23 protein-coding genes and 1 pseudogene are annotated in these 21,509 nt (G+C 51.6%); 12 read left to right on the top strand and 12 right to left on the bottom strand.

Annotated features, from left to right (window positions below; all coding sequences use genetic code 11):
• Positions 1 to 3 precede the first annotated feature (3 nt).
• Together ACP7IZ_RS04060 and ACP7IZ_RS04055 are read left to right on the top strand one after the other, a co-directional pair.
• Positions 4 to 342 carry a DUF1493 family protein gene (locus ACP7IZ_RS04060; RefSeq protein ID WP_426847935.1) on the top strand — a complete coding sequence of 113 codons (339 nt, stop codon included), beginning with the start codon at positions 4 to 6 and terminating at the stop codon, positions 340 to 342.
• 112 nt (positions 343 to 454) lie between these two features.
• Positions 455 to 742, top strand: coding sequence for a hypothetical protein (locus ACP7IZ_RS04055; protein WP_426847959.1), 288 nt, complete (start codon positions 455 to 457; stop codon positions 740 to 742).
• 51 nt (positions 743 to 793) lie between these two features.
• Here ACP7IZ_RS04055 and ACP7IZ_RS04050 read toward each other — a convergent pair.
• A pseudogene (locus tag ACP7IZ_RS04050) lies at positions 794 to 1,300 on the bottom strand (tyrosine-type recombinase/integrase); the annotation flags it as partial.
• 115 nt (positions 1,301 to 1,415) lie between these two features.
• On the opposite strand from ACP7IZ_RS04050, the gene ACP7IZ_RS04045 reads away from it, so the two are divergent.
• Entirely contained in the window at positions 1,416 to 3,011 is a 1,596-nt protein-coding gene (locus ACP7IZ_RS04045) for a restriction endonuclease (protein WP_426847934.1), read from the top strand.
• Between the two features lie 65 nt (positions 3,012 to 3,076).
• The gene (locus tag ACP7IZ_RS04040) at positions 3,077 to 4,039 is read left to right on the top strand and encodes a helix-turn-helix domain-containing protein (protein WP_426847933.1); all 963 of its coding nucleotides are present in this window, start codon (positions 3,077 to 3,079) and stop codon (positions 4,037 to 4,039) included.
• On the opposite strand, the gene ACP7IZ_RS04035 is transcribed toward ACP7IZ_RS04040, so the two are convergent.
• Entirely contained in the window at positions 4,029 to 4,859 is an 831-nt protein-coding gene (locus tag ACP7IZ_RS04035; protein ID WP_426847932.1) for a sulfotransferase family protein, read from the bottom strand. The genes ACP7IZ_RS04040 and ACP7IZ_RS04035 overlap by 11 nt on opposite strands.
• Before the next feature lie 882 nt (positions 4,860 to 5,741).
• Here ACP7IZ_RS04035 and ACP7IZ_RS04030 point away from each other — a divergent pair.
• Positions 5,742 to 6,341, top strand: coding sequence for a hypothetical protein (locus ACP7IZ_RS04030; RefSeq protein ID WP_426847931.1), 600 nt, complete (start codon positions 5,742 to 5,744; stop codon positions 6,339 to 6,341).
• A gap of 157 nt (positions 6,342 to 6,498) precedes the next feature.
• Here the strand turns inward: ACP7IZ_RS04030 and ACP7IZ_RS04025 are convergent, their stop codons facing one another.
• Positions 6,499 to 7,038 (bottom strand): cupin domain-containing protein, encoded by a 540-nt coding sequence (locus tag ACP7IZ_RS04025; protein ID WP_426847930.1) that lies wholly within the window; start codon positions 7,036 to 7,038, stop codon positions 6,499 to 6,501.
• A 484-nt stretch (positions 7,039 to 7,522) separates the two neighbouring features.
• Between ACP7IZ_RS04025 and ACP7IZ_RS04020 the strand changes: the two genes are divergently transcribed.
• The 3 genes from ACP7IZ_RS04020 (at position 7,523) to ACP7IZ_RS04010 (ending at position 9,814) form a co-directional block, all read left to right on the top strand.
• Positions 7,523 to 8,419 (top strand): delta(1)-pyrroline-2-carboxylate reductase family protein, encoded by an 897-nt coding sequence (locus tag ACP7IZ_RS04020; protein WP_426847929.1) that lies wholly within the window; start codon positions 7,523 to 7,525, stop codon positions 8,417 to 8,419.
• A 148-nt stretch (positions 8,420 to 8,567) separates the two neighbouring features.
• On the top strand, positions 8,568 to 9,218 hold the full coding sequence (gene nfsB, locus ACP7IZ_RS04015; RefSeq protein WP_426847928.1) for an oxygen-insensitive NAD(P)H nitroreductase: 651 nt from the start codon (positions 8,568 to 8,570) through the stop codon (positions 9,216 to 9,218).
• A gap of 242 nt (positions 9,219 to 9,460) precedes the next feature.
• Positions 9,461 to 9,814, top strand: a complete 354-nt coding sequence (locus ACP7IZ_RS04010) for a hypothetical protein (RefSeq protein ID WP_426847927.1) — start codon at positions 9,461 to 9,463, stop codon at positions 9,812 to 9,814.
• A 10-nt stretch (positions 9,815 to 9,824) separates the two neighbouring features.
• Here ACP7IZ_RS04010 and ACP7IZ_RS04005 read toward each other — a convergent pair whose 3' ends face one another.
• The 5 genes from ACP7IZ_RS04005 to ACP7IZ_RS03985 all read right to left on the bottom strand — a co-directional run bounded on the left by ACP7IZ_RS04005 (position 9,825) and on the right by ACP7IZ_RS03985 (position 14,085).
• Positions 9,825 to 10,460, bottom strand: coding sequence for a LysE family translocator (locus ACP7IZ_RS04005; protein ID WP_426847926.1), 636 nt, complete (start codon positions 10,458 to 10,460; stop codon positions 9,825 to 9,827).
• Between the two features lie 129 nt (positions 10,461 to 10,589).
• Positions 10,590 to 11,111, bottom strand: coding sequence for a DUF4232 domain-containing protein (locus ACP7IZ_RS04000; RefSeq protein ID WP_426847925.1), 522 nt, complete (start codon positions 11,109 to 11,111; stop codon positions 10,590 to 10,592).
• Between the two features lie 91 nt (positions 11,112 to 11,202).
• Complete coding sequence (locus ACP7IZ_RS03995) at positions 11,203 to 12,087, bottom strand: S-methyl-5'-thioadenosine phosphorylase (RefSeq protein ID WP_063353770.1); 885 nt, start codon at positions 12,085 to 12,087, stop codon at positions 11,203 to 11,205.
• Positions 12,074 to 12,865 (bottom strand): cytochrome c1, encoded by a 792-nt coding sequence (locus ACP7IZ_RS03990; RefSeq protein ID WP_426847957.1) that lies wholly within the window; start codon positions 12,863 to 12,865, stop codon positions 12,074 to 12,076. Before ACP7IZ_RS03990 ends, ACP7IZ_RS03995 begins: the two co-directional genes overlap by 14 nt.
• Complete coding sequence (locus ACP7IZ_RS03985) at positions 12,862 to 14,085, bottom strand: cytochrome b (RefSeq protein WP_426847924.1); 1,224 nt, start codon at positions 14,083 to 14,085, stop codon at positions 12,862 to 12,864. The genes ACP7IZ_RS03990 and ACP7IZ_RS03985 overlap by 4 nt, the downstream gene beginning before the upstream one ends.
• Before the next feature lie 138 nt (positions 14,086 to 14,223).
• Between ACP7IZ_RS03985 and hemF the strand changes: the two genes are divergently transcribed.
• On the top strand, positions 14,224 to 15,138 hold the full coding sequence (gene hemF, locus ACP7IZ_RS03980; protein WP_426847923.1) for an oxygen-dependent coproporphyrinogen oxidase: 915 nt from the start codon (positions 14,224 to 14,226) through the stop codon (positions 15,136 to 15,138).
• A 10-nt stretch (positions 15,139 to 15,148) separates the two neighbouring features.
• Positions 15,149 to 16,363 carry a hypothetical protein gene (locus ACP7IZ_RS03975; RefSeq protein WP_426847922.1) on the top strand — a complete coding sequence of 405 codons (1,215 nt, stop codon included), beginning with the start codon at positions 15,149 to 15,151 and terminating at the stop codon, positions 16,361 to 16,363.
• On the opposite strand, the gene ACP7IZ_RS03970 is transcribed toward ACP7IZ_RS03975, so the two are convergent.
• From ACP7IZ_RS03970 to ACP7IZ_RS03955, 4 genes are all read right to left on the bottom strand, one after another.
• A complete protein-coding gene (locus tag ACP7IZ_RS03970) occupies positions 16,343 to 16,975 on the bottom strand; it encodes a Smr/MutS family protein (protein WP_426847921.1) in 633 nt (210 codons plus the stop codon). The two genes, ACP7IZ_RS03975 and ACP7IZ_RS03970, sit on opposite strands and share 21 nt — an antisense overlap.
• A 132-nt stretch (positions 16,976 to 17,107) precedes the next feature.
• Positions 17,108 to 18,538, bottom strand: coding sequence for a cytochrome-c peroxidase (locus tag ACP7IZ_RS03965; protein ID WP_426847920.1), 1,431 nt, complete (start codon positions 18,536 to 18,538; stop codon positions 17,108 to 17,110).
• Positions 18,539 to 18,672: 134 nt separating this feature from the next.
• Positions 18,673 to 19,530 (bottom strand): DNA-methyltransferase, encoded by an 858-nt coding sequence (locus ACP7IZ_RS03960; protein ID WP_006116189.1) that lies wholly within the window; start codon positions 19,528 to 19,530, stop codon positions 18,673 to 18,675.
• Entirely contained in the window at positions 19,527 to 20,207 is a 681-nt protein-coding gene (locus ACP7IZ_RS03955; protein ID WP_035353993.1) for a Tim44/TimA family putative adaptor protein, read from the bottom strand. Before ACP7IZ_RS03955 ends, ACP7IZ_RS03960 begins: the two co-directional genes overlap by 4 nt.
• Before the next feature lie 46 nt (positions 20,208 to 20,253).
• Here ACP7IZ_RS03955 and ACP7IZ_RS03950 point away from each other — a divergent pair, with 46 nt between their 5' ends.
• Entirely contained in the window at positions 20,254 to 20,886 is a 633-nt protein-coding gene (locus ACP7IZ_RS03950) for a histidine phosphatase family protein (protein ID WP_426847919.1), read from the top strand.
• A gap of 124 nt (positions 20,887 to 21,010) precedes the next feature.
• On the top strand, positions 21,011 to 21,508 hold the full coding sequence (gene secB / locus ACP7IZ_RS03945; protein ID WP_003628317.1) for a protein-export chaperone SecB: 498 nt from the start codon (positions 21,011 to 21,013) through the stop codon (positions 21,506 to 21,508).
• The last annotated feature ends 1 nt before the right edge of the window (position 21,509 follow it).

Genomic DNA, 21,509 nt, shown 5'->3' with positions numbered 1-21,509 from the left:
GGCATGGTAAAATCTTACGAAGACGCGCTATCTGAAATCTTGTCATTTATTTCTGAACAAGTTCCGGGCCCGAAACCACGCGAATTGACAGAAAATACGACACTGCGAGGCGATCTTCGTATGCACAACGACGACGCTAAGAACCTAATGCACCGTTACTTTGAGCACTTTGATGTCAGTGCTCAAAATTTTGATTTCGAAAAATATTTCCCAGAAGAGGGGGAAGGAATCATAGGTGCACTGCTGTTTGGCTTTGTGAATAGAAAGTCTCCTCAGCTAGACCCTAAGCCCCTGACTATAGCCATGTTAGCGCACGCTGCCTCTGTTGGTGCTTGGGTCTAACACCATTACCTGAGCCTAAAGCACGTCCTCCTTATTCCGGTTCATATCAGCCATGTCACGATTTTTTTCTATTCACCGCTCAGAATGCCAAAAGAAAGAGACACGAATTTTCATGAATTCGACATCGGCGGTGGACTGGAAGCAGTCGATGATGTTCGAGACCGATGTGGAAGACCAACCAGGAATTATGCCCCACGTTGGGCAAAAGACTGGAGGCACGTGCGCATTTACAACGTTCCAGAACGGGAGTTCAAGTTTTCTTATCGGACGTAAAAAATCCGACCTCAAAGCCAACCGAAAAAATCCTGAATATGAGGATAATTCGCCGGAAACCGAGCTATCCAGCCTCTCGGCGTCCCATGCGATAAACAACACGGACCGTTCCGCACTCGCAGCCTAAAAAGCAATTAATTGTGCCAGGCCACCTCAGCTCATGCCTGGATAGCGGCTTCCGCCCTGATATTTCAGTTTTTTCTGTCCAAATTGGACGGAGGGCGGTGAGCACATCTTGAGTATCCACGTCACGAACGCTCTTTTCACCGAAAATAGGAAATACATGTTGCGTAAGGGATGAAGTCCACACCGCAGGAGAGCGATGATCTTTCCACGCAGGCGTCTGTGCCTTGATGTATTGGGCTGCCACCTCTGCAAACGTAAGTCCCTTTTCCAACTCACGCGCTGCTTTTTCCTTTTCCCGTTAAATAATTGGATCCATGCGGTTTTCAGTCATGCCGCGACACTTTGCAGCCTTTTCTCGCGCATCAGCCAAAGACAGAGAATATGCACTACCCAAACTCATCTGACGGCGCTTGCCTGTGACTGGAGATTTAAAACGAAACTCCCATAGCCGAGAGCCACCAGTCACAACGAGCCACAACCCACCTCCGTCACACAAATCCCCACTTTTATGCCGGGATACTTTCAAGGCAGACAGTTGATTGGGAGGAAGGCGACTCATTGATTTTACCCCTCTTGTTACCCCCTTTAACAACTGGAATTGGGAGGGTTGTAACCTCTGACTCCCCAAAATTCTCTTCCAAGGGTATGACGAAGCTTTTTTGGGGAGGGTTATTATGGGCCGCAGAAGCTCAAAACCATTCTGGGCTAGAGACTACAAGAAAGCGGCCTATAACAGACAATACTATCGCCGTAAGAAAGCTGAGCAACGCTTAAGCGGCATTGTTGGTATTGCGATTATTTTTGGCGGTATTTTTATCTTCTCTCATTTTGATGGAAGCCATTCGTCAAAATCTTCTTCTGGGGCATCATCTTTGGTGCATCCCGCCGTAGCTGAAAGCTCTGCAGGACTAGAAGCATTCGGGCATTACAATCCTGATTTTGATTGTCATGTTGATCACTCCAAAGATAGTATTGCTACAATGCTGTGTGAAAACAGCAATGCAGCAAAGCATGAGTTGATCTTTGATCAAACATACTACGCACTGCGTCAGATTGTTGGAAAAGCTGGCTGGAAAACCCTTAAGCAGCAAGCTATCTCGGATGATGAAGCCTTAAAAGCCTGCATAGATCCATCTGCTCATGGAGAAGAAACACCAAAAGCAGATCCTGATTGCTACATTTCCAAAATGGCAGAAATTACAGATAAATATAAAACAAGATTATCGGGCGCTCCTTTGGAGGAAGCTAACCGAGATATCAATGAACATATCAAATTACAGCAACAACTTATTAATCTCGGCTATATGCCTGCAGGAAGTGTTGCGGATGGTGTGTATGGGGAAAGTACGCGTGCAGCTATTATAAAATGGCAAAAAAATACAGGAGACCATAACCCGACAGGCTTCCTTTCCGATGATGATGCCACCAAACTCATGACTTCATCGGCTGCTGTGCATGTTACCTCAAAAAACAAGCCAGAATATACATCTCCTGTAACTCCTGCCCATGCGCAAGAAAGCAGCAAATCTTTCCTGTGGATGATTATTCTGACTGTTCTTGTCATGGCTTTTATCTTCTTTCGGCATAAGGCCCGAAAGAATGAATATGAAGCAACTTGGGATTTAATAAGAACTGAGATTTATACGCAAAAAAAGAATCTTCAAATCGCAAGAACTCAGAAATTAACAGCCGATGCATACGGGACAGTTGATGTCACAAAATGGGCTAAAGAAATCAATTACTTTATCAACACGCGTATTTCTCCAATCATCTCCCCTCGCATACAAGATGAAAAAAGACGTGATAAGCTGCGTGTTGCTGCCGGGTGCTTAATTGAGCAGCTTGCTTCCGAACCCTTGGAAGCAGGCACATCCACAACTGTATATCGCAGTGATCCAACCGTTTTTGATCCTCGCATGGATCCCTTCGATTATGAACAGTATTGCGCGCTGCTTCTAAAAAATGCTGGTTGGAACGCCCAAGCTACAAAGCAAAGTGGTGATCAAGGAGCTGATGTTATTGCACAAAAAGAAGGCCTGAAGATTGTTGTGCAATGCAAACTTTATAGTGGAACAGTTGGAAATGCCGCTGTTCAGCAAGTTTACACAGCCAAAACCCATCAAGGTGCTCAAGCAGCTATTGTTGTCACAAACTCAACCTTCTCAGCTTCAGCCAGAGAAGCTGCTGCTACTACGGGTGTTTATTTAATTCACCATGCACAACTTGTTGACACGGCAGATGAGATATTCCGCCATTTTAAATACTCATAATTTGTGATTCTTAAAGATATAATTTCAATTTCTATCATTTCTAAACCAAGAGAAGCGCCATAACGATGACAAAAAAAAGCATAGAGACCACTCCCCCATTAGATACACCGGAAAGTAGTCAAACAGGCATAACGCAATCTTCCATGATAAGACTCAACGCTTATACGCGCTTGATTGCTCTTCAGACCGGACTACAAATCCTGTATTGGGACGCACAAACCAAACACGATTTCAGCTATTCCGCCTACCATGATGATGACCTGATCTATTTTGGAGCCTACACAGGCGGAAATTCTCATATGGCAACACGGTGTTGGGATGGGTTGTCAACTTACGATACCCTAAGCAAGCCCGATGATGCCTATGTTGCATATCGTCCTGGCTGTCGCATTGATTTTACAAAAACAGCCGGGGCCGGAACTGGCGTAACAATCACACTCAGCCCCACAACTCTGGCCGGTTTGTCAGCTGAGGATGCAACATGTCTTGATCAGAAACTGCGCTCTGGCCATTATTTTAATCAGGTTCGTGGCGGACGGCAGCTTCTCTCTTTTGCAAATGCATTACGAAGCGTAGGCACAAGCCCTAAACGACCAGGCAGCCAGTTGCAAATGCTCGGACAAAGCCTGTCTTTTATGGGGTCGCTCATTGAACAGATCTGCCATATTACGCCCCCCAATATCTCGTTATCCGAGCGCGAAATACGCAGATTGAACGATACCCGCGATATGTTGCTGGCAGATCTTGCATCGCCACCCCGCTTGGATCAGCTTGCCCGTCATGCGGGAATGAGCGTCTCACGCTTGCAACGACATTTTCGAATGCTGTTTGGCAGTACCATCTACGCACTTTTTCAAAAAGAACGCATGCACGAAGCTTACCGCCAAATTGTTAAAGATGATGAATCCATACTGACCATTGCAACACGGATGGGTTATGCAAATCCTGGACATTTTTCGGCAGCGTTTCGTAAGCAATTTGGCATCAATCCTTCCGAACTCCGGCGGATACCTCGTCTCAGGCGATAACTACGGCGCCTCCTGAATTTAAATCCGGTTTTCGCCAGAACATCTGATGTGCCATGCGCTCCACGATATGAGGCGGCAAAATCAATCGTTTTCGACTGGCGGCCACACTTTGGTGCAGACAATGCAATCCTGGAGTGCCAAGTGCAGCATCAAATGCAGTCGCATCCGGTGTTTCTATATACTCAAAATTATATGCAAAAGGACGAATACCCAGAAGTTGAGTGAGGCGTTCCATGACAAATCCAGGTTTCCTGACAAACTTATCATAGTCTACAAAAATAACTTTATCCGAAAATGGGCCAAAAAATACTTCTGTTAGTAACCGCCATGCATAACCGAAGGCCCCATCACGCGATACGAGGTAGTCAATACGGTCATGCTGATTTCCTCGATGTGCAATCGGCACCAACTGTGATCCCAACAAAGGATCCCGTGTGATAAGATGTTCAAACGAGTTAAGTATCCAGACAGGATCACGCACACAGCAGATAATCTTTGCCTGCGGATAAAGACTATCCAGCAATCCAGCGTGCGCGCACCACTCCCGATTGATATCTAGCATGACATGATTCTGGGCACCGGGATTCAGATAAGAACGAACAATACCCCGCATCAACCGCTGCCATTGTCCGTTCTTGAATTCTGTCCGGTATTCTCCCTCACTCATAAGAGACATTATCCGAATGAGCATTGGCATTACGGGCGTGTTGTGACGTGCAGCAATGATCTGAGGATTTTGCCGCAGCAGTGCTGCTAAAAGAGTAGATCCAGATCTAGGAAGACCTGAAATGACATGAACAGAAGATGATGAATCAGACATACTGCTTAAATGGATGAATATATTTGTGCAGGTCTCCCCGAAAAGAGGATTTAAGTACCCCAGAAAAGCAGAAATTTTACATTCAGCATGCGCTACGTGCGGCTTTCGTGGATGCCGTGGGTCTTCGTCATATGCTGCTTGTGATGATGCGAAACGTGTGCGGGCAATGGCTGACGATGGCCATTTAGAAACGATGATACAGCAGTCATGGCCCAGAAGCCCAGAAAGCAGAGGATTATCAATGCGATGCCTCTTAGGCGACGCCACATGCGCCACGCGGCATATTCCCTGCGGCACAGTCGATCGAATTTACGCTGGGGAAGCCAGCCTTCCCGGGCTTTGCGCGGTTCAACCAGTGATCCGAAAAAACGAGAGCGTCGAAATTTCCCCATCCACCTGTTCCTGAACAGTAATCAGACCGGAAAAAAGGGAGAAGTCATTGTGCTTTGTCCCCACAGATTAGGGCAGAAAAATATCCGATCGCTCCACTTATCGCAACCAAGAGCCGCGTGAACAGATAAAAGCGCTTTGCTCCACCCTCATGTTGGGAATTTGCGAGTGGCTAAAAATTTCTCAAAACGAGGCATTGGTGGCGTTCAACCAGTCTATTTCCCGCTTGGTATTCGCGCGCGGTTTTTGCTACATATTAAATACAGTTCCGGCAGTGCTGCTCACTGATACGGACTTTCCAACAAAATCATGATCCTCCCAAAAATTGCTATGGCAAGGATCAATCACGCCACACGCAAAGCCCACCCTGACCCGGCGGGCTTTTTTGTGTCTGCATTGCCGGACACATCATATCGAATACCAACGCATCAGCATCGTCAGACGCTATCTGCCAAACCAGAAACCCCTTAACCGGGCCAAAGGTCTGACTACGTGCTGATTAACTTTTCAGCTTACCTGTGGCATCAAGCCGCAAGGAATGAGGAAGCATGCCTGAATTATCGAGAAGCAGGTGCGCTCGAAAGGCAAAATCATGAACGGTCTGGTCAAAAGACGGCACGACGAGGCCATGCTTCTGCTGGAAGGACGATATTAATGATCCGCGCTATTATCCTAAGCCTGATTTGCGCCGTCTGTATCGGCGGTACCGCATACGCGGGCGCCAGGCCGGAGTCCCTAGAGGAGCTGACCTACAATCTCACCACGGTGCTCAATGAGGAGCTCGATGGAAAAGCGTTTCTCAATGGGCGCTTGATCGTGCGCGTCGAGCGTGTTTCGACCTGTGTGTCGGCGGTCTGGACCCGCAGCGGCGATGTCGGATCGCCGCTGCGGCGCAACCTGCTGGAATGGGACAAAATGTTTGATGGCGATCCTTCGAACGACGACCAGTCTTACTATTTGAGGTTCGTCTATACTGACCATCGGAGCGATGATGTTGTGTCCATGCCTCTTACGGCGCATCCAGATCGTTTTGAAGATACGGCGGGTGTCTACCTCCCATCGTGCCAACCGAAGCAGCGTCATCGCAGGTGACGATCTTTTTTCCACTTTAACAACAAGCCGGAATCAACCTTCCTTACAGCCGTCCAACTCGTTTCAACCATCATGAGGAACTAACTGACGACACACCCTAGTGATGTGCGCGTTGCGTTCACTTGCGCCTTATTTTAAGTGCTTCAAGCCTGATGTTTTATTTGAAGCGGCATGCTTCATCCACTGTAGGCGCTTCGGCCAACTGGATCACCATCAGCGTTACCGGGCCAGATGTCACATTCCCGCCCAAGTGTCCTTTATGCCCCTGCGCATCAGGGAGTGTCCTTTGATCTTCACCTAAAGATATATCCCCCGGCCCCATTTCAACACGTGTGCCATCCATTGCCTGAACAAACCATGTGCCTTGCAGTGGAATAATCCACTGCACCTTGGGATCAGTATGCCAAACACCGTTCCAGTGGTCGGGCTGCACGGTTGAAATAATCCGGGCTTCTCCTTTGAAAAGTTCATCTGACCATTGAGGTGCCGCAGGCTTGTTCATTGTCTTGAGAGTATAATGATGGAGTGGGCACTTTGTCATATGGCTTACGCCGTTATGATCTGCCCAGTTGTGCCAGTAATAGGTGGTGGGCGGTTTTTCTGGCTGATTCTGGCCCGTATTCTGAGCACACACAATATTTGCACTTATAGGCAGAAGGCCAACAAGCACCAGTCCGGCAATTACGCGCTGCACCATGCTTCTCCCCCACCTGTTAACGTATAAACACCTTATCGGCCCACAAGTTGCTTTTACAAGGCTGCCGCACATAAGCGGAAACATCGCGTTTAACGCCCTGCCCTCTTGATAAAGGAGATCATCCCCAATCTTCGGGCCAGATATTGGCAACATTGGCTAAGGCATCAGTTGTTTTTGCTATCAGCAGAGATGCTACAAACCCTATTACGGTCATTTCCATAATGAATATCATCACAACGCTTCCCCGTCTTATCCCACAGAGATAGCGTTCCTAGACCACAGCAGTTTCGATCACATTCCACATAGCTGATATACCTCCGCCAGAATTATTCAGAATCTTTTGAATTCATCGGAGATTACGCACTGCGCCACCTCAACACTGTAGCGCGCCATATTTTTCAGGTTCTTTTACCTTGACGTTCGTTGTGTTGCGCAGTGCAATCCGCGCCATCGTCCTGAACTGAAAATATGGAACACACCCTACATGCAATATTATGGTGCGCCAGAAACACAGGCACTTTTACCATTTCCTGCATTGGTGAACATGCTGGCCCGCACCGTGCGCGATTACGCAAACGGTGCCATTACCTGCCCTCCGCGCACCGTTGTTCCTACGCAAGATGGCAATGGCACGCTAATGTGTATGCCAACCGTGGCGGAAGATTTGATTGCCACCAAAATACTCACAATTTTTGGCAAAAACCCTGCGCTCCACCTTCCCACCATACAGGGCATCATAACATGCGCCGATGCACATAATGGGCGCTTCCTTTTTAATCTGGATGGCCCCACCGTAACAATGCGCCGGACATCAGCCATGAGCATGCTGGGTATACGCACATTTGCTACTGGCGCTGTCCATCGGGTGTTGCTTATTGGCACAGGCACCCAGGCCTTTGCGCATGTAGAGGCGCTCTGCGCCCTGTATCCGGGCATTGAGGTTATTATCCGTGGCCGTACCCCAGAACGGGCAGAGCATTTTTGCAAGCAGCACGCAACGCACCTACTGACACTACGCCCAGAAGCCCCCAGAGAAACTCCGTTTGACGTTGTGATGACCACCACATCCAGCACAACACCTATTTATGATGGAAAAGCTGATCCGCACTGCCTTGTTATTGGCGTAGGTGCCTACCGCCCCGATATGGCAGAAATTGCGCCACAGATTGTACGTGCCAGCCAGCTTTATGTGGATGACCCCGTTGGCGCGCCAACAGAAGCCGGAGACATTCTGCAAGCAGGCGTAAACTGGAACAATGTGCACGCACTGGCACAAGCTCTGGATACGCCCCCAGACCCAACGCAGCCCGTGTTCTTTAAATCTGTTGGGTGCGCAGTATGGGATCTGGCAGCCTGCCGCGTAGCGCACACCATGCTGTAATACCGCCTTTTGTTTGTAGCCAAGCTTCCACTCTATCTTGGCTACATATTCCTCAGCATAGCATCCATTAACGTAAAGCACCGTGACCTTTGGGGGTTACGAAGTTACGCTTACCGTTACCCCATTGATAAAGCTTAGGAGAGCAGCCGTGACGCTTCTTAAAACCCTTACCCATCGGCATACCACCAAAGCTTACGATAAAACCCGCAAAATTCCGGCAGATATCTTTGCCCAATTACTGGAAGCGCTGCGCTATAGCCCTTCTTCCGTAAACTCTCAGCCGTGGCATTTTTTTGTTGCTGATAATAATGAAGGCAAAGCCCGTATTGCCAAAGCCACCAGCGGCCCGTTCGCTTTTAACCTCTCACGCGTTACAGATGCATCCCACGTTATCGCGCTGTGCGCCCGCACCAGCCTGCCCGCCGAATACCTCCAGACCATTACCGATCAGGAGCAGCTAGACGGACGCTATGCAGATGACGCCACTAAAGAGTCCATTACCAAAGGGCGGAATATCTTTGTCGGGCTGCATGAACAGGAAGGCGATCTAACTGCATGGACACAAAAGCAGACATACATTGCACTCGGCTTTCTGCTTCTTTCAGCCGGGTTTCTGGGGGTAGATGCAACACCTATGGAAGGGTTTGATGCCACCATTTTGGATAAAGAACTGAGGCTGAAAGAAAAAGGGCTTACCCCGGCTGTTCTGGTTTCTCTCGGTTATCATTCCGATGCAGATTTTAACGCCAAGCTGCCCAAATCTCGCCTGACGGAAAAAAGCCTGTTCACACACCTCTAAAATTTTATGGTGGAGGGTCTGCTACACGCAGGCCTATCCGCCGTAATTTATTTTAGCTTGCTGCTTCAGCCATACTCTCAACAAAAACTTTCAAGTATTTTTCAATAGATACTCAAAAAATACTTTGTAACAGAAAGCCAAAGTATCTCCCTGCCTTTCCGTAGCACGCAACTTCAAGCACAGCTGTGGCGTTACTTATGCACAATTGCATGATCTCAAGAACATGTAAGGGAAAAGATGAAATGTGCACAGAGGAACGAAGATACATTCTGCTATGGGCATCTGGTGCTTTTTTAATGGCGCTTTCATTACCCCTAACCTTAATGGTAATTATTAAGGACGCCATGCTGCGTGCGAACATACCGGTGCATGATCCGCACAGTATAAGCTGGCTGAAACCCATATGGGACGCCCTGCCCGATACCCGATCATGGGCTGTTTACAGCACATCTGCCTTGGTAATGTTTACCCTTGTAGGGTTTGTTATTGGCTGTGCGCTTATGTCTGTTGCTTTCCGGCATTTAATTGCCATGCAGCAGAAAACCAAGGAATCCCGTTTTCAGAAAAACATGAAGAGATTCCGAAAGTTTTCTTAACCGTTCTCCATTAGCCGCTTATAACAAGCCTTACGGCAAAAATCATGAAAACCAAGGCCGTTAACCCGTCCAGAATACGAATAACAACCGGGTTAGCAAGAAAGCGGCTAAAGAACAGTGCTGTAAAGGCCAATGTAAAATACCATGTCAGCGTTAACACAGCCTGCACCACAGTAAGTAAAAGAGCGTATGTTACGGCGTTAACATCTGCGGGAATAAACTGTGGAAAGGCTGTAAGATCAAACACCCCAACAAGCGGGTTTAGAATTGTGGTAAACATTCCACGCCGAAAGCCAGACCAAAATGCCTTGGGGGCCTGATTTTCGGAATCTGTTTCTGTCTCTGGCGTGGAACGCAGAACATTAACCAACAACCGAAAAGCCAGAGAGAGCAGATATCCTGCGCAGGCCCATTCCAGCACAAGATACAATGTATGAGATGCCGCAATAAGCGCACTTAACCCAAATGCGGTGCCAATCCCCCACAAGGTAAGGCCAGCAGCAATGCCAAGCACCGCACCAATAGCGGTTGTACGCCCTACACTGATGCTTAGCCGGATAATAAGGGCCGTTTCCGTGCCCGGTGTTAAAACAAGAACACCCCACGCAGCAGCAAACGCCAGTACAGGAAGGAAAACATGCGGCATAACTATCCGGCTCTCCGGTTAAAGGTTTGGAAGCGTCCTAAAGGAGAAATCGGAAAAGGTGAACAGCCTGTAATAAAAAACAGTGCACCCCTGATGCCGCTGCAACACTCACAGCGTTAGGTTTCCTTGTTAACGTGCTGCCTGCTGCAATGGCCCTTGCTCAAACGTAAGCGGCATTTGGGCTGGCCCACATAATGTGCGTGCTGGAAAATTAACGGCCACATCACCCAAAGGGAATTTCAACACAGCACGAGTGGGTGAAACACATTGGCCCCCATCATACACGTTGCCAGAAACCCAATACATGCTGGCCCGCCACGGCATGTGGGGTTTAAGTATTTTCTGGCTCGGCGGTTGGTTAGGGGCAAGTTGCGCTGCCTTACCTATCGCAAGAACATGATCCTGAGCATTTTCAAGCTGTATAACCGGCAATGCAGGCACAGCGCAGCGCGTAGCACTGCGGTTGGAAAGAACAACCCATGCCCCGCTGTGGGACATGCCATCAAACTCACCTTTTCCGTTATCAAAATGCACGGATAAATCAGCCGGTTTGCAAGATCTTACAGCCCGATGCGCCTGCGCTGGAGACACAATACCAGCAAGCAAACACACCATAAGCAAAGAGACAGATATCCGGGCTGATTTTGCCATGTGCCACAGTTTTCCTGCTTTTAAGGAAACCTTAAAAACTTAAGGCATGAAGCACCAAAAACCTGATACTTCATGCCTTGTATTTACAATTTTACAGAACGCGGCCCGCAATGGTTTTCAACTTTGCCACCAGTTCTGGATCACGCACAGAAGGCGCTGTCATGATAGCGTGCTCCAATGCATGATCGCAGCCTGCGCTACAGCTATGGCGCTTACCACCCAAAGCAGGAATAACGGCTTTAATCAGCGCTTTGGCATTAGCCGAGTTCGCCTGCATGGTTTTTACAACGCTCTCTACGGTTACGTTGTCATGCTCCGTGTGCCAGCAGTCATAATCTGTCACCATAGCCACCGTGGCGTAACACATTTCGGCTTCACGCGCTAAGCTGGCTTCTGGCATGTTGGTCATGCCAATAACGGAACAACCCCAGCTCCGGTATAGTTCGCTTTCTGCACGGGTTGAAAACTGCGGGCCTTCCATAACCAGATAGGTGCCGCCACGCACTGCGGTAATGCCCAGCTTATCTGCCTGTGCCTTTAGCGCATCGCCCACACGGTTGCACAATGGGTCCGCCATGGAAATATGCGCAACACAGCCTGTATCAAAAAAGCTTTTGGTGCGTGCAATAGTGCGATCAATAAATTGATCAATCACCACAAAATGCCCCGGCGGCAGTTCTTCTTTCAAAGACCCCACAGCGGAAAGTGAGACAATGTCTGTCACGCCAGAAATTTTCATGGCGGCAATATTGGCCCGATAATTCAGGCGTGAAGGTGGAATGGGGTGCCCGCGGCCATGGCGCGGCAGAAACACGCAGCGCACACCATCCAGCCGCCCGAAAAGAAGCTGGTCAGAAGGCAGGCCCCAAGGCGTTTCTACCGTGCGCCATTCCTTTTCTTCCAACCCGTCAATATCATACAGGCCAGACCCGCCTATCAGGCCAATAACGGGTTCCACAGTTTCATTTTCTGACATGCGACCAGAGTCTCCGGTTTAAAATCACAAACAACACGGCAAGGAAGCACAGATACAAACCTGCACCTATGCCAACACGGCGGCGGGTATCCTGATGCGGTGCAGAAACCCACGCAAGAAAAGTGGTAACATCCCGCGCTTCCTGCGTAACGGTTGCGGGGGTGTTATCTGCATATTTTACCGCACCTTCACGCAAAGGCGGCGGCATGGCGGTGTAATGGCCAATAGCGAAGGAATTGGCAAACCCTTTGCCCGGCACACGCACCGCATTTGGCTTATAACCCGTGAGCAGCGCAAAAAGCCTGTCTGCCCCACCGGGGTAAACCTGCACAATGCGCGAAAGATCAGGCGGCACCACGCCTCCATTGGCCGCACGCGCAGCTTCCGGACCGGAATAGGAGGATGAAAGCGCATCATCTGGCCGGGCATTACGATGCTTTAGCCGCCCTTCGGCATCCAGCCCGTCTGCCACCTGCCATGTTGCGGCAACAGCCCCCACTTCTTCCAGTGTCAGCCCCATATCTGTGAGGTCGGAAAAACGCACTTCAGACAAACTGTGGCAGGAGGCACATACCCCGGCAAACACGGCGTATCCTCGCTGCACAGATGGCAGATCAAAATGCCCCAATGCCCCTTTAAAAGACCAATCCTGCACAGGCGCTTTAACAGGTTGCGCATGTGCAGACTGCGCAATGTCTGGCCCCAGCAGCATAGCGCCTAAAAGCACCATCCCTCCGGCATGGAACCAGAATGTATGGTGTGTTTTCTGCACCATTATGCTCCCCTCCCGGCAAAACGGGTGCGTAAGGGCAGAAAAACCAGAAAATACACATAATAAACCAAACAGGCAGCCTGCCCTGCCAGAAGCCACCCACCTTGGGCATGATGCACGCCAGCCGCTGCGGCAGTAACTGCCGCCCCTACGCATGCCAGCAGTGCCCCGGCATCCGTTAACCGTGCCACGCCGCTGTTTGCTATGCGGCTTCCTTTATCCAACCATGGCACAGCAAACAGCACGGCCACCGCACCGCCAGAAACCAGCAGCCCCCAGAACTTGGAAGGCACAACCTGCAACATTCCGTAAAACGGCAGAAAATACCATTCGGGCTCAATATCGGCTGGAGTATGCAACGGGTTGGCTGGGCGATAATTGGCTGGCTCTGTTATCAGCCCCGGCCAAAAGCACATCACGGCTACAAAGCCCAAGGCCATAACCAATATGGCCAGAATATCCCGCGTGGTAAAATACGGGTAAAATGGCAGATATTTCCGGCGTGTTTCGGGTTGAACGGAAGGGCTGGAACTTCCCTTTGCATGCACAACAGCAACATGCACCAAAACCAACCCGATAATAACAAACGCCAACAAAAAGTGCAGGGTAAACATACGGTGCAATGTGGGCGTGCCCGGGCTTTCACCACCCAGAAAAACCTGTTCCAGCCCCTGCCCTATAAATGGCACGGCCCCTACAGCCTTGGCGGCTACATCTGCGCCCCAGTAAGACATCTGGCCCCAAGGCAGCACATAGCCTGCAAATGCCGTTACCATTACCAAAACCAGCAAGCCACACCCGCTTAACCATACACCGCGCCGCGGGGGCAGATAGGTGCGGTAATACAGCCCACGCAACAAATGCGCATACAAGGCCGCCATAAAAAACGAGGCCCCTGTCATATGCATGGCGCGCAACAGCCAGCCAGAAGGCATTCGGCGTTCAATGGCCTCAACTGACCCAAAAGCAAGCGAGGCATCTGGCGTGTACGCCAGTGTAAGGGTTAGCCCCGTTAACAGCATAAGCACCAAAACAGCCACCAGCATGGCGCCAATGGTCCACCACCAGTTCAGGTCTGCGGGCAAAGGCAGGCGGCCATAATGGCGTGCATAAGCACCCGCCTGCTGTAAAAAGGAATGTGCTTCCTTTTCTGCCTGTTCCGTATGGCGGGCCGGTGTTGCTGCCATCTTGCCCTTTTCTCCCCTTACGCCACTTATAGGGTACATGCTCCTGCCCCGTGCAGAGCTGCTGTTGGTTTAACGATGTTCGGGTTCATCTTGCAATGATGCGCCAGAAAGCGCACCCCTTGAAAGCCTGTAAGCAGATGGCAGCTTCAGGCAAGGACGATGAGGAAAAGACAGTTCATGACGCCCACCAACACCGCTGATGTTTCTGCCCACCAAGCCCTTAGGGAACCAGCCCGCCAATGGTTTGAAAGCCTGCGCGACAAAATTTGCGCGGCATTTGAAGCCATTGAGCAAGACGCCGTAAAACAGAACAGCCCCGTTTTGCCCGGCCATGAAGCCGCAGGCCGTTTTGAGCGCAAAAGCTGGAACCGCCAGAACGAAGATGGCAGCCCCGGCGGCGGCGGTGTGATGAGCGTGATGCATGGCCGTGTTTTTGAAAAAGTGGGCGTAAACGTTTCTACCGTGCAGGGCACTTTTACGCCGGAATTTGCCGCCACTATTCCCGGCGCATCAGAAGATCCCACATTTTTTGCCACGGGTATCAGCCTGGTGGCGCATATGTGCAGCCCACTTGTACCTGCCGCACATTTTAACACCCGCATGATTATCACCACCAAAGGCTGGTTTGGTGGTGGTGGGGATATTACCCCCATGTTCCCCGACAGTGCAGAAGCGCAGGATGATGCCGCACGCTTTCATGCTGCATTTGCGCAGGCCTGCAACGCGCATGACCCAGAATATTATCCGCGCTTCAAGGCATGGTGTGACAAGTACTTCTTCCTGCCCCATCGTAATGAACCCCGCGGTTTGGGCGGTATTTTTTATGATCGGCTGAACAGTGGTGATGTGCAGGAAGACTTTGCCTTTACAAAAGATGTTGGCTTGGCTTTTCTGAACGTGTTTCCCGAAATTATCCGCAGCCGCATGATGGAACCCTGGACACCAGAGCAGCGTGAAGCCCAGCTTATCCGCCGTGGCCGCTATGTGGAATTCAATCTGCTACATGACAGAGGCACGTTGTTTGGCCTGAAAACCGGCGGCCACACAGAGGCCATTCTGATGAGCATGCCGCCCGAAGTAAAATGGCCATAATAAAACACGCGTGATTCTTCCCTCATATGCGCTTAATATGAGGGAGAAACAGGAAGAGGATCTCCCGCGCTTGCCCCACGCTGATCAGCCCCGGCTTTTTGTGATGCCTGAACGGCAATTTTCGCGCCGCATGTTTCTAAGCACTCTGCTGGGCAGCGGTGCTGCCATTATGGCGGGCACGCACGCAGCACATGCGGAGGATTCTCTTTCTACCAGTGCGGATAGCGGATCTGCGCTTATTATTGGTGGCACCACTTCTTCAGAATGTGGGCGTTGGGCCAGTTTGCTGGCGCCTGCATTGGAAGAAGAACTGCACCTTAGCCCGCCCTTACAGCTTACCCCTACAACCGGATGGGATGGCATAACCGGGGCTAATCTGTTTGATACACAGCAGCAAACAACCCCCGGCCCCGTTGGGCTCATGGTGCCTGGTACGGCTATACTTTCTGCCATGTTGGGTGGGCCGCGTATTCATTTTGATTATCGGCGCTGGGCCCCGGTGTTTCTGGTGGCGCAACCTAGCGTTGCCGTAGGGCGCGTAAGTCTGCATCAGTCTTTTCGTGCTCGTCTAACCGGGCAGCTTACGCGTGTTGCTGTTTCCAAACTGACAGGGCCAGAGCTCACCACCGTTCTGGCGCTGGATATGCTGGGCTTACGCCCCCAGCCTGTAGCCGGACATGCCACGCCAGAAGCCGCAATGGCCACGTTACAGGCAGGCCAGACAGACGTTATCCAATTGCCGCTGGATGCCAGCTACCCCAGCCGTATTGCCTCCTTACAGGCTGCGGGTTTTACGCCCCTGTTTATCAATAACGCCCGGCCCGATATGCAGATCCACCAGTCCAATCTGCCGCCGGATCTGCTCACTGTGCTGCAACAGGAACACAAATATTCCCAACCTGCGTTTCTGCTACCTGCTTGGGGGGCCATTGCCGCAGCGTGCAGCTTACGTGCTGGGCTTGTGCTGCCTGCCCTTACGCAACCAGACAGTATTGCCCGATGGCGCCATGCGGCTGAAATATGCGCAAACCGTCCAGCCATTCAGCAAGCCGCATTGGCAGAAAACCAAACCATTCTGGCTGGCACGGCTGGCATCCCGTTTTATGAAACACTTATGCCCGAGCCACACGTGCTGATGGCGCTGCGCCGCTGGTTTGCCCAAAGCCTGCCCCGCTGGCGCGATGCCACGCCCCCGGCGCTACTTTCAACGCCGCCGGCGCAGTAATACGCGAACAGACCCTCGGTTGCCTGCATGAGGGTATGTAAGCCCCAGAATACGGCGGCGGATTTCTGGCCTTTCCAGCCAATGCGGCAATTCGCGCCGTAAAATTCCGCCTTCCTGCCCTGTGCCCAAACCAGTAATAATTTCCACACAGCGCAAACCCCTATGGGTAGCCACGTCCATAAACTCCATCAGCCGATGGAAAGCTTCCTGCGCCACCATACCGTGCAGATCCAGCCGCCGCTCTACCTTAAAACTGCCTTGGGTAAAGCGCCGCCAACTGTAATCATCCACTCCGGGTTGGCGTTTGCCTATGGTTTCCGCCGGGCGCGGAGCCTGCTGCACACGCGGGCCCGCAGTTGAAGCACGCGGAGCCATAAAACCATAACCGGCTTCCGCCACACCGCTTCCGCCACCAGATGAAGACGCCATAAGCCCACTGGCCTGAGACTTTTTGCCCACCTTGGCCTGTGCACGCGGAATAGCCTGTGGCTCTGGTTCGTTCTGTGCGGCGGGTGGCACAAGTTCGGCCACATGCAGGGGGGCTACATCCCGCACAACCAGCGCCCATAGCGCCTTTTCCCCCTCTTGCAAGTGCCGCCGACGCCTGTTCACATCACCCTCTACGTTTCATGCCTTAAAACCAAAAATGGCCCGTCAGGCTTGGTTATCACCTGCCTGCGGGCCATCTTTCAAGAAAAGAAAAAAGCAGCCCCCATTTGGAAGGCTGCTTTTTTTACGCCAGATTTACTGTTTGGCGGCTGGGTTGCTGTTGGTAAGCAGCTTGCCATCGTAACGCCCTGTCAGCGTTTTCAGGAAGGCCACAATGTCCGCTACATCCTGATCAGAGATGTTCTGATCCGGGGTTTGGTAACGGGCCATTTTGCGCACGGCTTCATCCAAGGTTTTTACGCTGCCATCATGGAAGTATGGGCCTGTCAGCTCAACATTCCGCAAATTGGGCACAACAAAACGGTTCATGTCACCCGCTTCATGCGTCACTGCGTAGCGGCCTTCATCAGCATCCGTTAGCTTGCCACCACGGTCTTTGAAGTAATCCCCTTCAAGACCCATGATTTCCATGCCGCGGCCACCTGCGCCAATGCCGGTATGGCAACCAGAACAGCCAATGGCCTTAAAGCGTTCATACCCACGTTTAGCTTGCTCGCTAATGGCGTCCGGTTTGCCTTTAAGGTATTCATCAAAGGCACCATTTGGCGTAACCAGCGTTTTTTCAAACTCGCCAATAGCCGTGGTGATGGTTTTTTCATCAACCTTGGCATCGGGGCCAAATGCTTCCTGGAACAGCGGTGCGTATTCCGGGTTGGCGTTCAGCTTGTTGGCCACTTCCTCCCAGTTATGGGAGCCCATTTCCACCGGATTCATAACAGGGCCAGCGGCCTGATCTGCCAGCGTGGTGGCACGGGCGTTCCAGAACTGCGCCATCTTAAAGTAGGCATCATATACCGTAGGCGTGTTGATGGGGCCTTTCTGCCCACCAATGCCGGTGGCTGTAACCAGATTATCCACCCCGCCGGTATCCAGCCCGTGGCAGCTTGCGCAGTTGAGTGTGTTATCGCCCGACAGGCTCTTATCAAAGAACAGCTTGCGCCCCAGCGTCCATTTTGCCGGATTAGCTTCCACGCTTTCTGGCACAGGGCGAATAGGCTCTGCTGCAAACTGCTCTGCCGCACCTGTGTTGTTGTAGTTTTTGCGGCGTGTATCCTGCACCCATTTCAGCACAGCTTCACGCTCTGCATTGGACAGGTGGGCGTGCCAGTGCATCATCAGATACAGATTGGGCGGCATACGGTTTTGCGTAATCACTTCCTCAATGCGGGAAAGCTGCTCTTCCGTAGGAACAGTGCCCTGTTCAAACGCATCCAGCACCGGTTCTACACGGAAATGACGCAGCCCGTTGGCGCGGTCTTTTTCCATAAGCGTTTTGGCAACCGGCACACGGAAGTAAAACGGCAGATCGCGCTGTTCGGCATGGCAGTAATCACACCGTGCCTCACGCAGGGCATTAAATGCTGCCAGCGCCACAGGATCTTTCAGCGTGGGGGAAGATGCTGGTAATTCTGGTGCTGTAATGTGGTCAAAATGCTGCAGGTAAGCGACTGTTCCACCATAAGCCAGCAGAGCTGCACCCACTGCTGACACGACTAATCGTTTCAAAACCCGGTCTCCTAATTTCTACGCCTTGATTGAATAGCTTTTATGCGCTGTTACCTGCATTGTGTTTGATACATATCAATATGTCCAAACGATTGTTTTTATTTTAATGATTGATCTTTTCGATGATGAGGCGTTCAGGACGCCAAATCATCCTTCAGCCGCGCACGGGCAATAGCCACGTATTCCGGGTCCAACTCCATCCCCAGCCCGTAACAGCCCAACCTTTGGGCAGCCAGCAGCGTGGTGCCCGTGCCCATAAATGGATCGAGCACGCGCGCACCTTCTCGCCCATGCAACAGAATACACTGTTCAGGCAGCGCTACGGGAAAGGTGCCAGGGTGATCAAACTTTTCTGCCCGGCCCCGCACGGTTTCATACGGAATAAACCATGTATCGCCCCGGCAGCGCCTATCCTGCCTGTGGCCGCGGCGGGCAATGTTGGATTTATCCTTATACGGCACCCCGGCACGTAGCCGATCAAGCCGCACATCTCCATGCAGCGTGAAGTGGAAAACATGCTCATGCCCGCGGTGCAGAAACCGCTGGCTGTTCATGGGTTTGAAGTGCCCGAAGCTATCTTCCCCCACGGAAATGGATTTCACCCACGAGATATGGTTTTGCAGCACAAACAGATCACGCAGCCGCACTGCCAGCTCAAACGGCAACCAAGGCTGTGCGGATGAGCCGGAAATATTCAGGAAGAATGACCCATCATCCTTAAGGATGCGCTGCAATTGCTGCGCAACCTCCAGCATCCAGTCCAGATAATCTTCTTCTTCCCGCCTGTCCGGATAACTGCGGTAGGACAGGCCGATATTATAAGGGGGAGACGTAACAACCACATCCACCGATTCCGCCGGCACGCGCTTGAGCGCACGCAGGCAGTCACCCATCACTATTTCCTGCTGCCCAATTTTATAACGGCGGGCGCGTGGTGGTTTGGTGTGGGTGGTGTTGGCGCGGGATGCCCCGTTACCTTTGGCAGCTTTCACGCACTACGCGCCGCCGCAAGGCGCCATGTGCTGCCGTTTACATCCAGCAAGCGCTCAAAAGTCCACAGATCGGAAAATTCGGTTACGGCATCCGTACCTGTTACCGGCTGCCCTTCCTTGTTCAGCACAAGGCTGATCTGGTCCGAAACAATGCGCACATCAATAGCGGCTGCCGTACCGGCTTCCATAGGTGTTAGGCGCACATCCTCAATAGCCAAAGACCGAATGGCTTTAACATCTGTCCGCTGCGTTTCTTCTGCATTGGTGCGGGCTGTAATGCCTGCCTCAAATGCCGAAAAAACGGCAGGTGTCAGGTACGTTTTCAGCACATTCAGGTTGCCTTGTGCATAAGCACCCACCACCTGCGCAAATGCCGTTTGCGCACCGTTGAGAAACTGCTGAGGTGTGAAAGAAGGATCTTTCTGCCGGATATCTGCCAGCAATGTGCCCACGCGCGTACCCGGGGCGGGAATATCAAATTCCGCCGCAGCTTCGGCCTGTTCTGGCTTGCCTTCCACAACTCTGGGCGCTGCATCCGGCCGAACCTGAAGCTGCACCTGTACCGGCTGAATACCCACGCGCTTGCCCAGCACGCTACGCAACCGCAGCACCAGAAATGCCGCAACCAGAGCCAGAAGCACCAGATCGACCGGGAAATGGCCGAGAGAAAAATCCATCTGTCTTACGTCCACCAAAAACCTTGCGCCTGTTCTGCCATAGTACATGAAACAGAACCGGAGAATCGCGTGTTACTTATCACATAGTCACGCGCATGGGGGGATACAATCACCTGCCCTCTTGCTAAAGGGGCATTATGCTTCCTACCTTGCGGGTATCATGATCATCCTGCGACACTGCGAAAGCGAATTCAACCGCCATTACAACCTTCATGGGGGAGATCCGGGGTTGGAAGACCCACATCTTTCTGCTGAGGGCAAGGCCCACGCGCAGGAACTGGGCCTGAAACTGGCGGATAGGGGAATCCGGCGCATACTGGTTTCCCCTTTCACACGTGCGCTGCAAACCGCCATGCCTTTGGCGCAGCGGTTGGGCATTACCCCACAAATTATGCCACTTGTGCGCGAACGTGGCATGTATTCCTGCGATAAAGGTACACCAGCCTCTGTTTTAGCATCAGCATGGCCACATCTGGATTTTGCCCACATAGATGAACACTGGTGGTCTCCGCTGCCAGAAAGCAGCGCAAGCCTGGAAAACCGGGCGCAACAGTTCCGCCAGATCATGGCGCAGGATGCCAGAGCATCCGAAACGCTTGTGGTCTCTCATTGGTGGTTTTTGCTGAGCCTGACAGGGGAAAGTTTTGAAAATGGAGACTGGCAACATTTTTCACCCTAAGCGCGCATAAAACGCCCCACACAGCCCAGATACCCTGCCAAACATGCCGCTTGCAGTTGGCGGATGCCTGCGGGCATGCTACCGCGAAGGGTATCCAAAGTTGAAGCTGACGAAAGCAGAACCGATGTCTGAAACAGAACAGAGTGCCCCACCCGCACTGCCGCTTGCCGTTAATTTGCAGTACACCCGCGATCTGTCGTTTGAAGTGCCGGTTGGTGCAGAAATTTTTGCCACCCTGCGCAGCCAGCCCCAGATTGGCGTGAACATTGATGTGCAGGCCAACCGCCTGCAGGATGACCAGATGGTTTACGAGGTTGTTCTGTCCATTAAGGCAGAAGCCAAGGAAGCCCCGGAAAAGGAAGGTGGCCCAGCTGGCCGCACCGTGTTCCTGACCGAGCTGGTTTACGCCGCTGTAGTAACGCTTACCAACCCGCCGCAGGAACTGATCGAACCGATCCTGCTGGTTGAAGTGCCGCGCCTGATCTTCCCCTACGCTCGTAACATCATCAGCGATGTCACGCGTGATGGCGGCTTCCCACCCATCGTGCTGCAGCCGATCGACTTTGTGGCTCTATGGCAGGCACGCCGCGCAGAATTCCCCGAAGCAGCAGGCCACGCATAAT

Source organism: Acetobacter sp. AAB5 (assembly GCF_050106715.1).
Lineage (GTDB): Bacteria > Pseudomonadota > Alphaproteobacteria > Acetobacterales > Acetobacteraceae > Acetobacter > Acetobacter oryzifermentans.
The sequence above is the reverse complement of the archived record's forward strand: the minus strand, read 5'-3'. Positions and strand labels throughout refer to the sequence as shown.

What these genes read in the sequence shown, in the direction of transcription:
- ACP7IZ_RS04060 (WP_426847935.1), top strand. Translation starts at nt 4, where the DNA reads ATGGTAAAATCTTACGAAGACGCGCTATCTGAAATCTTGTCATTTATT.
- ACP7IZ_RS04055 (WP_426847959.1), top strand. Translation starts at nt 455, where the DNA reads ATGAATTCGACATCGGCGGTGGACTGGAAGCAGTCGATGATGTTCGAG.
- ACP7IZ_RS04045 (WP_426847934.1), top strand. Translation starts at nt 1,416, where the DNA reads ATGGGCCGCAGAAGCTCAAAACCATTCTGGGCTAGAGACTACAAGAAA.
- ACP7IZ_RS04040 (WP_426847933.1), top strand. Translation starts at nt 3,077, where the DNA reads ATGACAAAAAAAAGCATAGAGACCACTCCCCCATTAGATACACCGGAA.
- ACP7IZ_RS04035 (WP_426847932.1), bottom strand. Translation starts at nt 4,859, where the DNA reads ATGTCTGATTCATCATCTTCTGTTCATGTCATTTCAGGTCTTCCTAGA.
- ACP7IZ_RS04025 (WP_426847930.1), bottom strand. Translation starts at nt 7,038, where the DNA reads ATGGTGCAGCGCGTAATTGCCGGACTGGTGCTTGTTGGCCTTCTGCCT.
- ACP7IZ_RS04020 (WP_426847929.1), top strand. Translation starts at nt 7,523, where the DNA reads ATGCAATATTATGGTGCGCCAGAAACACAGGCACTTTTACCATTTCCT.
- ACP7IZ_RS04010 (WP_426847927.1), top strand. Translation starts at nt 9,461, where the DNA reads ATGTGCACAGAGGAACGAAGATACATTCTGCTATGGGCATCTGGTGCT.
- ACP7IZ_RS04005 (WP_426847926.1), bottom strand. Translation starts at nt 10,460, where the DNA reads ATGCCGCATGTTTTCCTTCCTGTACTGGCGTTTGCTGCTGCGTGGGGT.
- ACP7IZ_RS04000 (WP_426847925.1), bottom strand. Translation starts at nt 11,111, where the DNA reads ATGGCAAAATCAGCCCGGATATCTGTCTCTTTGCTTATGGTGTGTTTG.
- ACP7IZ_RS03995 (WP_063353770.1), bottom strand. Translation starts at nt 12,087, where the DNA reads ATGTCAGAAAATGAAACTGTGGAACCCGTTATTGGCCTGATAGGCGGG.
- ACP7IZ_RS03985 (WP_426847924.1), bottom strand. Translation starts at nt 14,085, where the DNA reads ATGTACCCTATAAGTGGCGTAAGGGGAGAAAAGGGCAAGATGGCAGCA.
- hemF (WP_426847923.1), top strand. Translation starts at nt 14,224, where the DNA reads ATGACGCCCACCAACACCGCTGATGTTTCTGCCCACCAAGCCCTTAGG.
- ACP7IZ_RS03955 (WP_035353993.1), bottom strand. Translation starts at nt 20,207, where the DNA reads ATGGATTTTTCTCTCGGCCATTTCCCGGTCGATCTGGTGCTTCTGGCT.
- ACP7IZ_RS03950 (WP_426847919.1), top strand. Translation starts at nt 20,254, where the DNA reads ATGAAACAGAACCGGAGAATCGCGTGTTACTTATCACATAGTCACGCG.
- secB (WP_003628317.1), top strand. Translation starts at nt 21,011, where the DNA reads ATGTCTGAAACAGAACAGAGTGCCCCACCCGCACTGCCGCTTGCCGTT.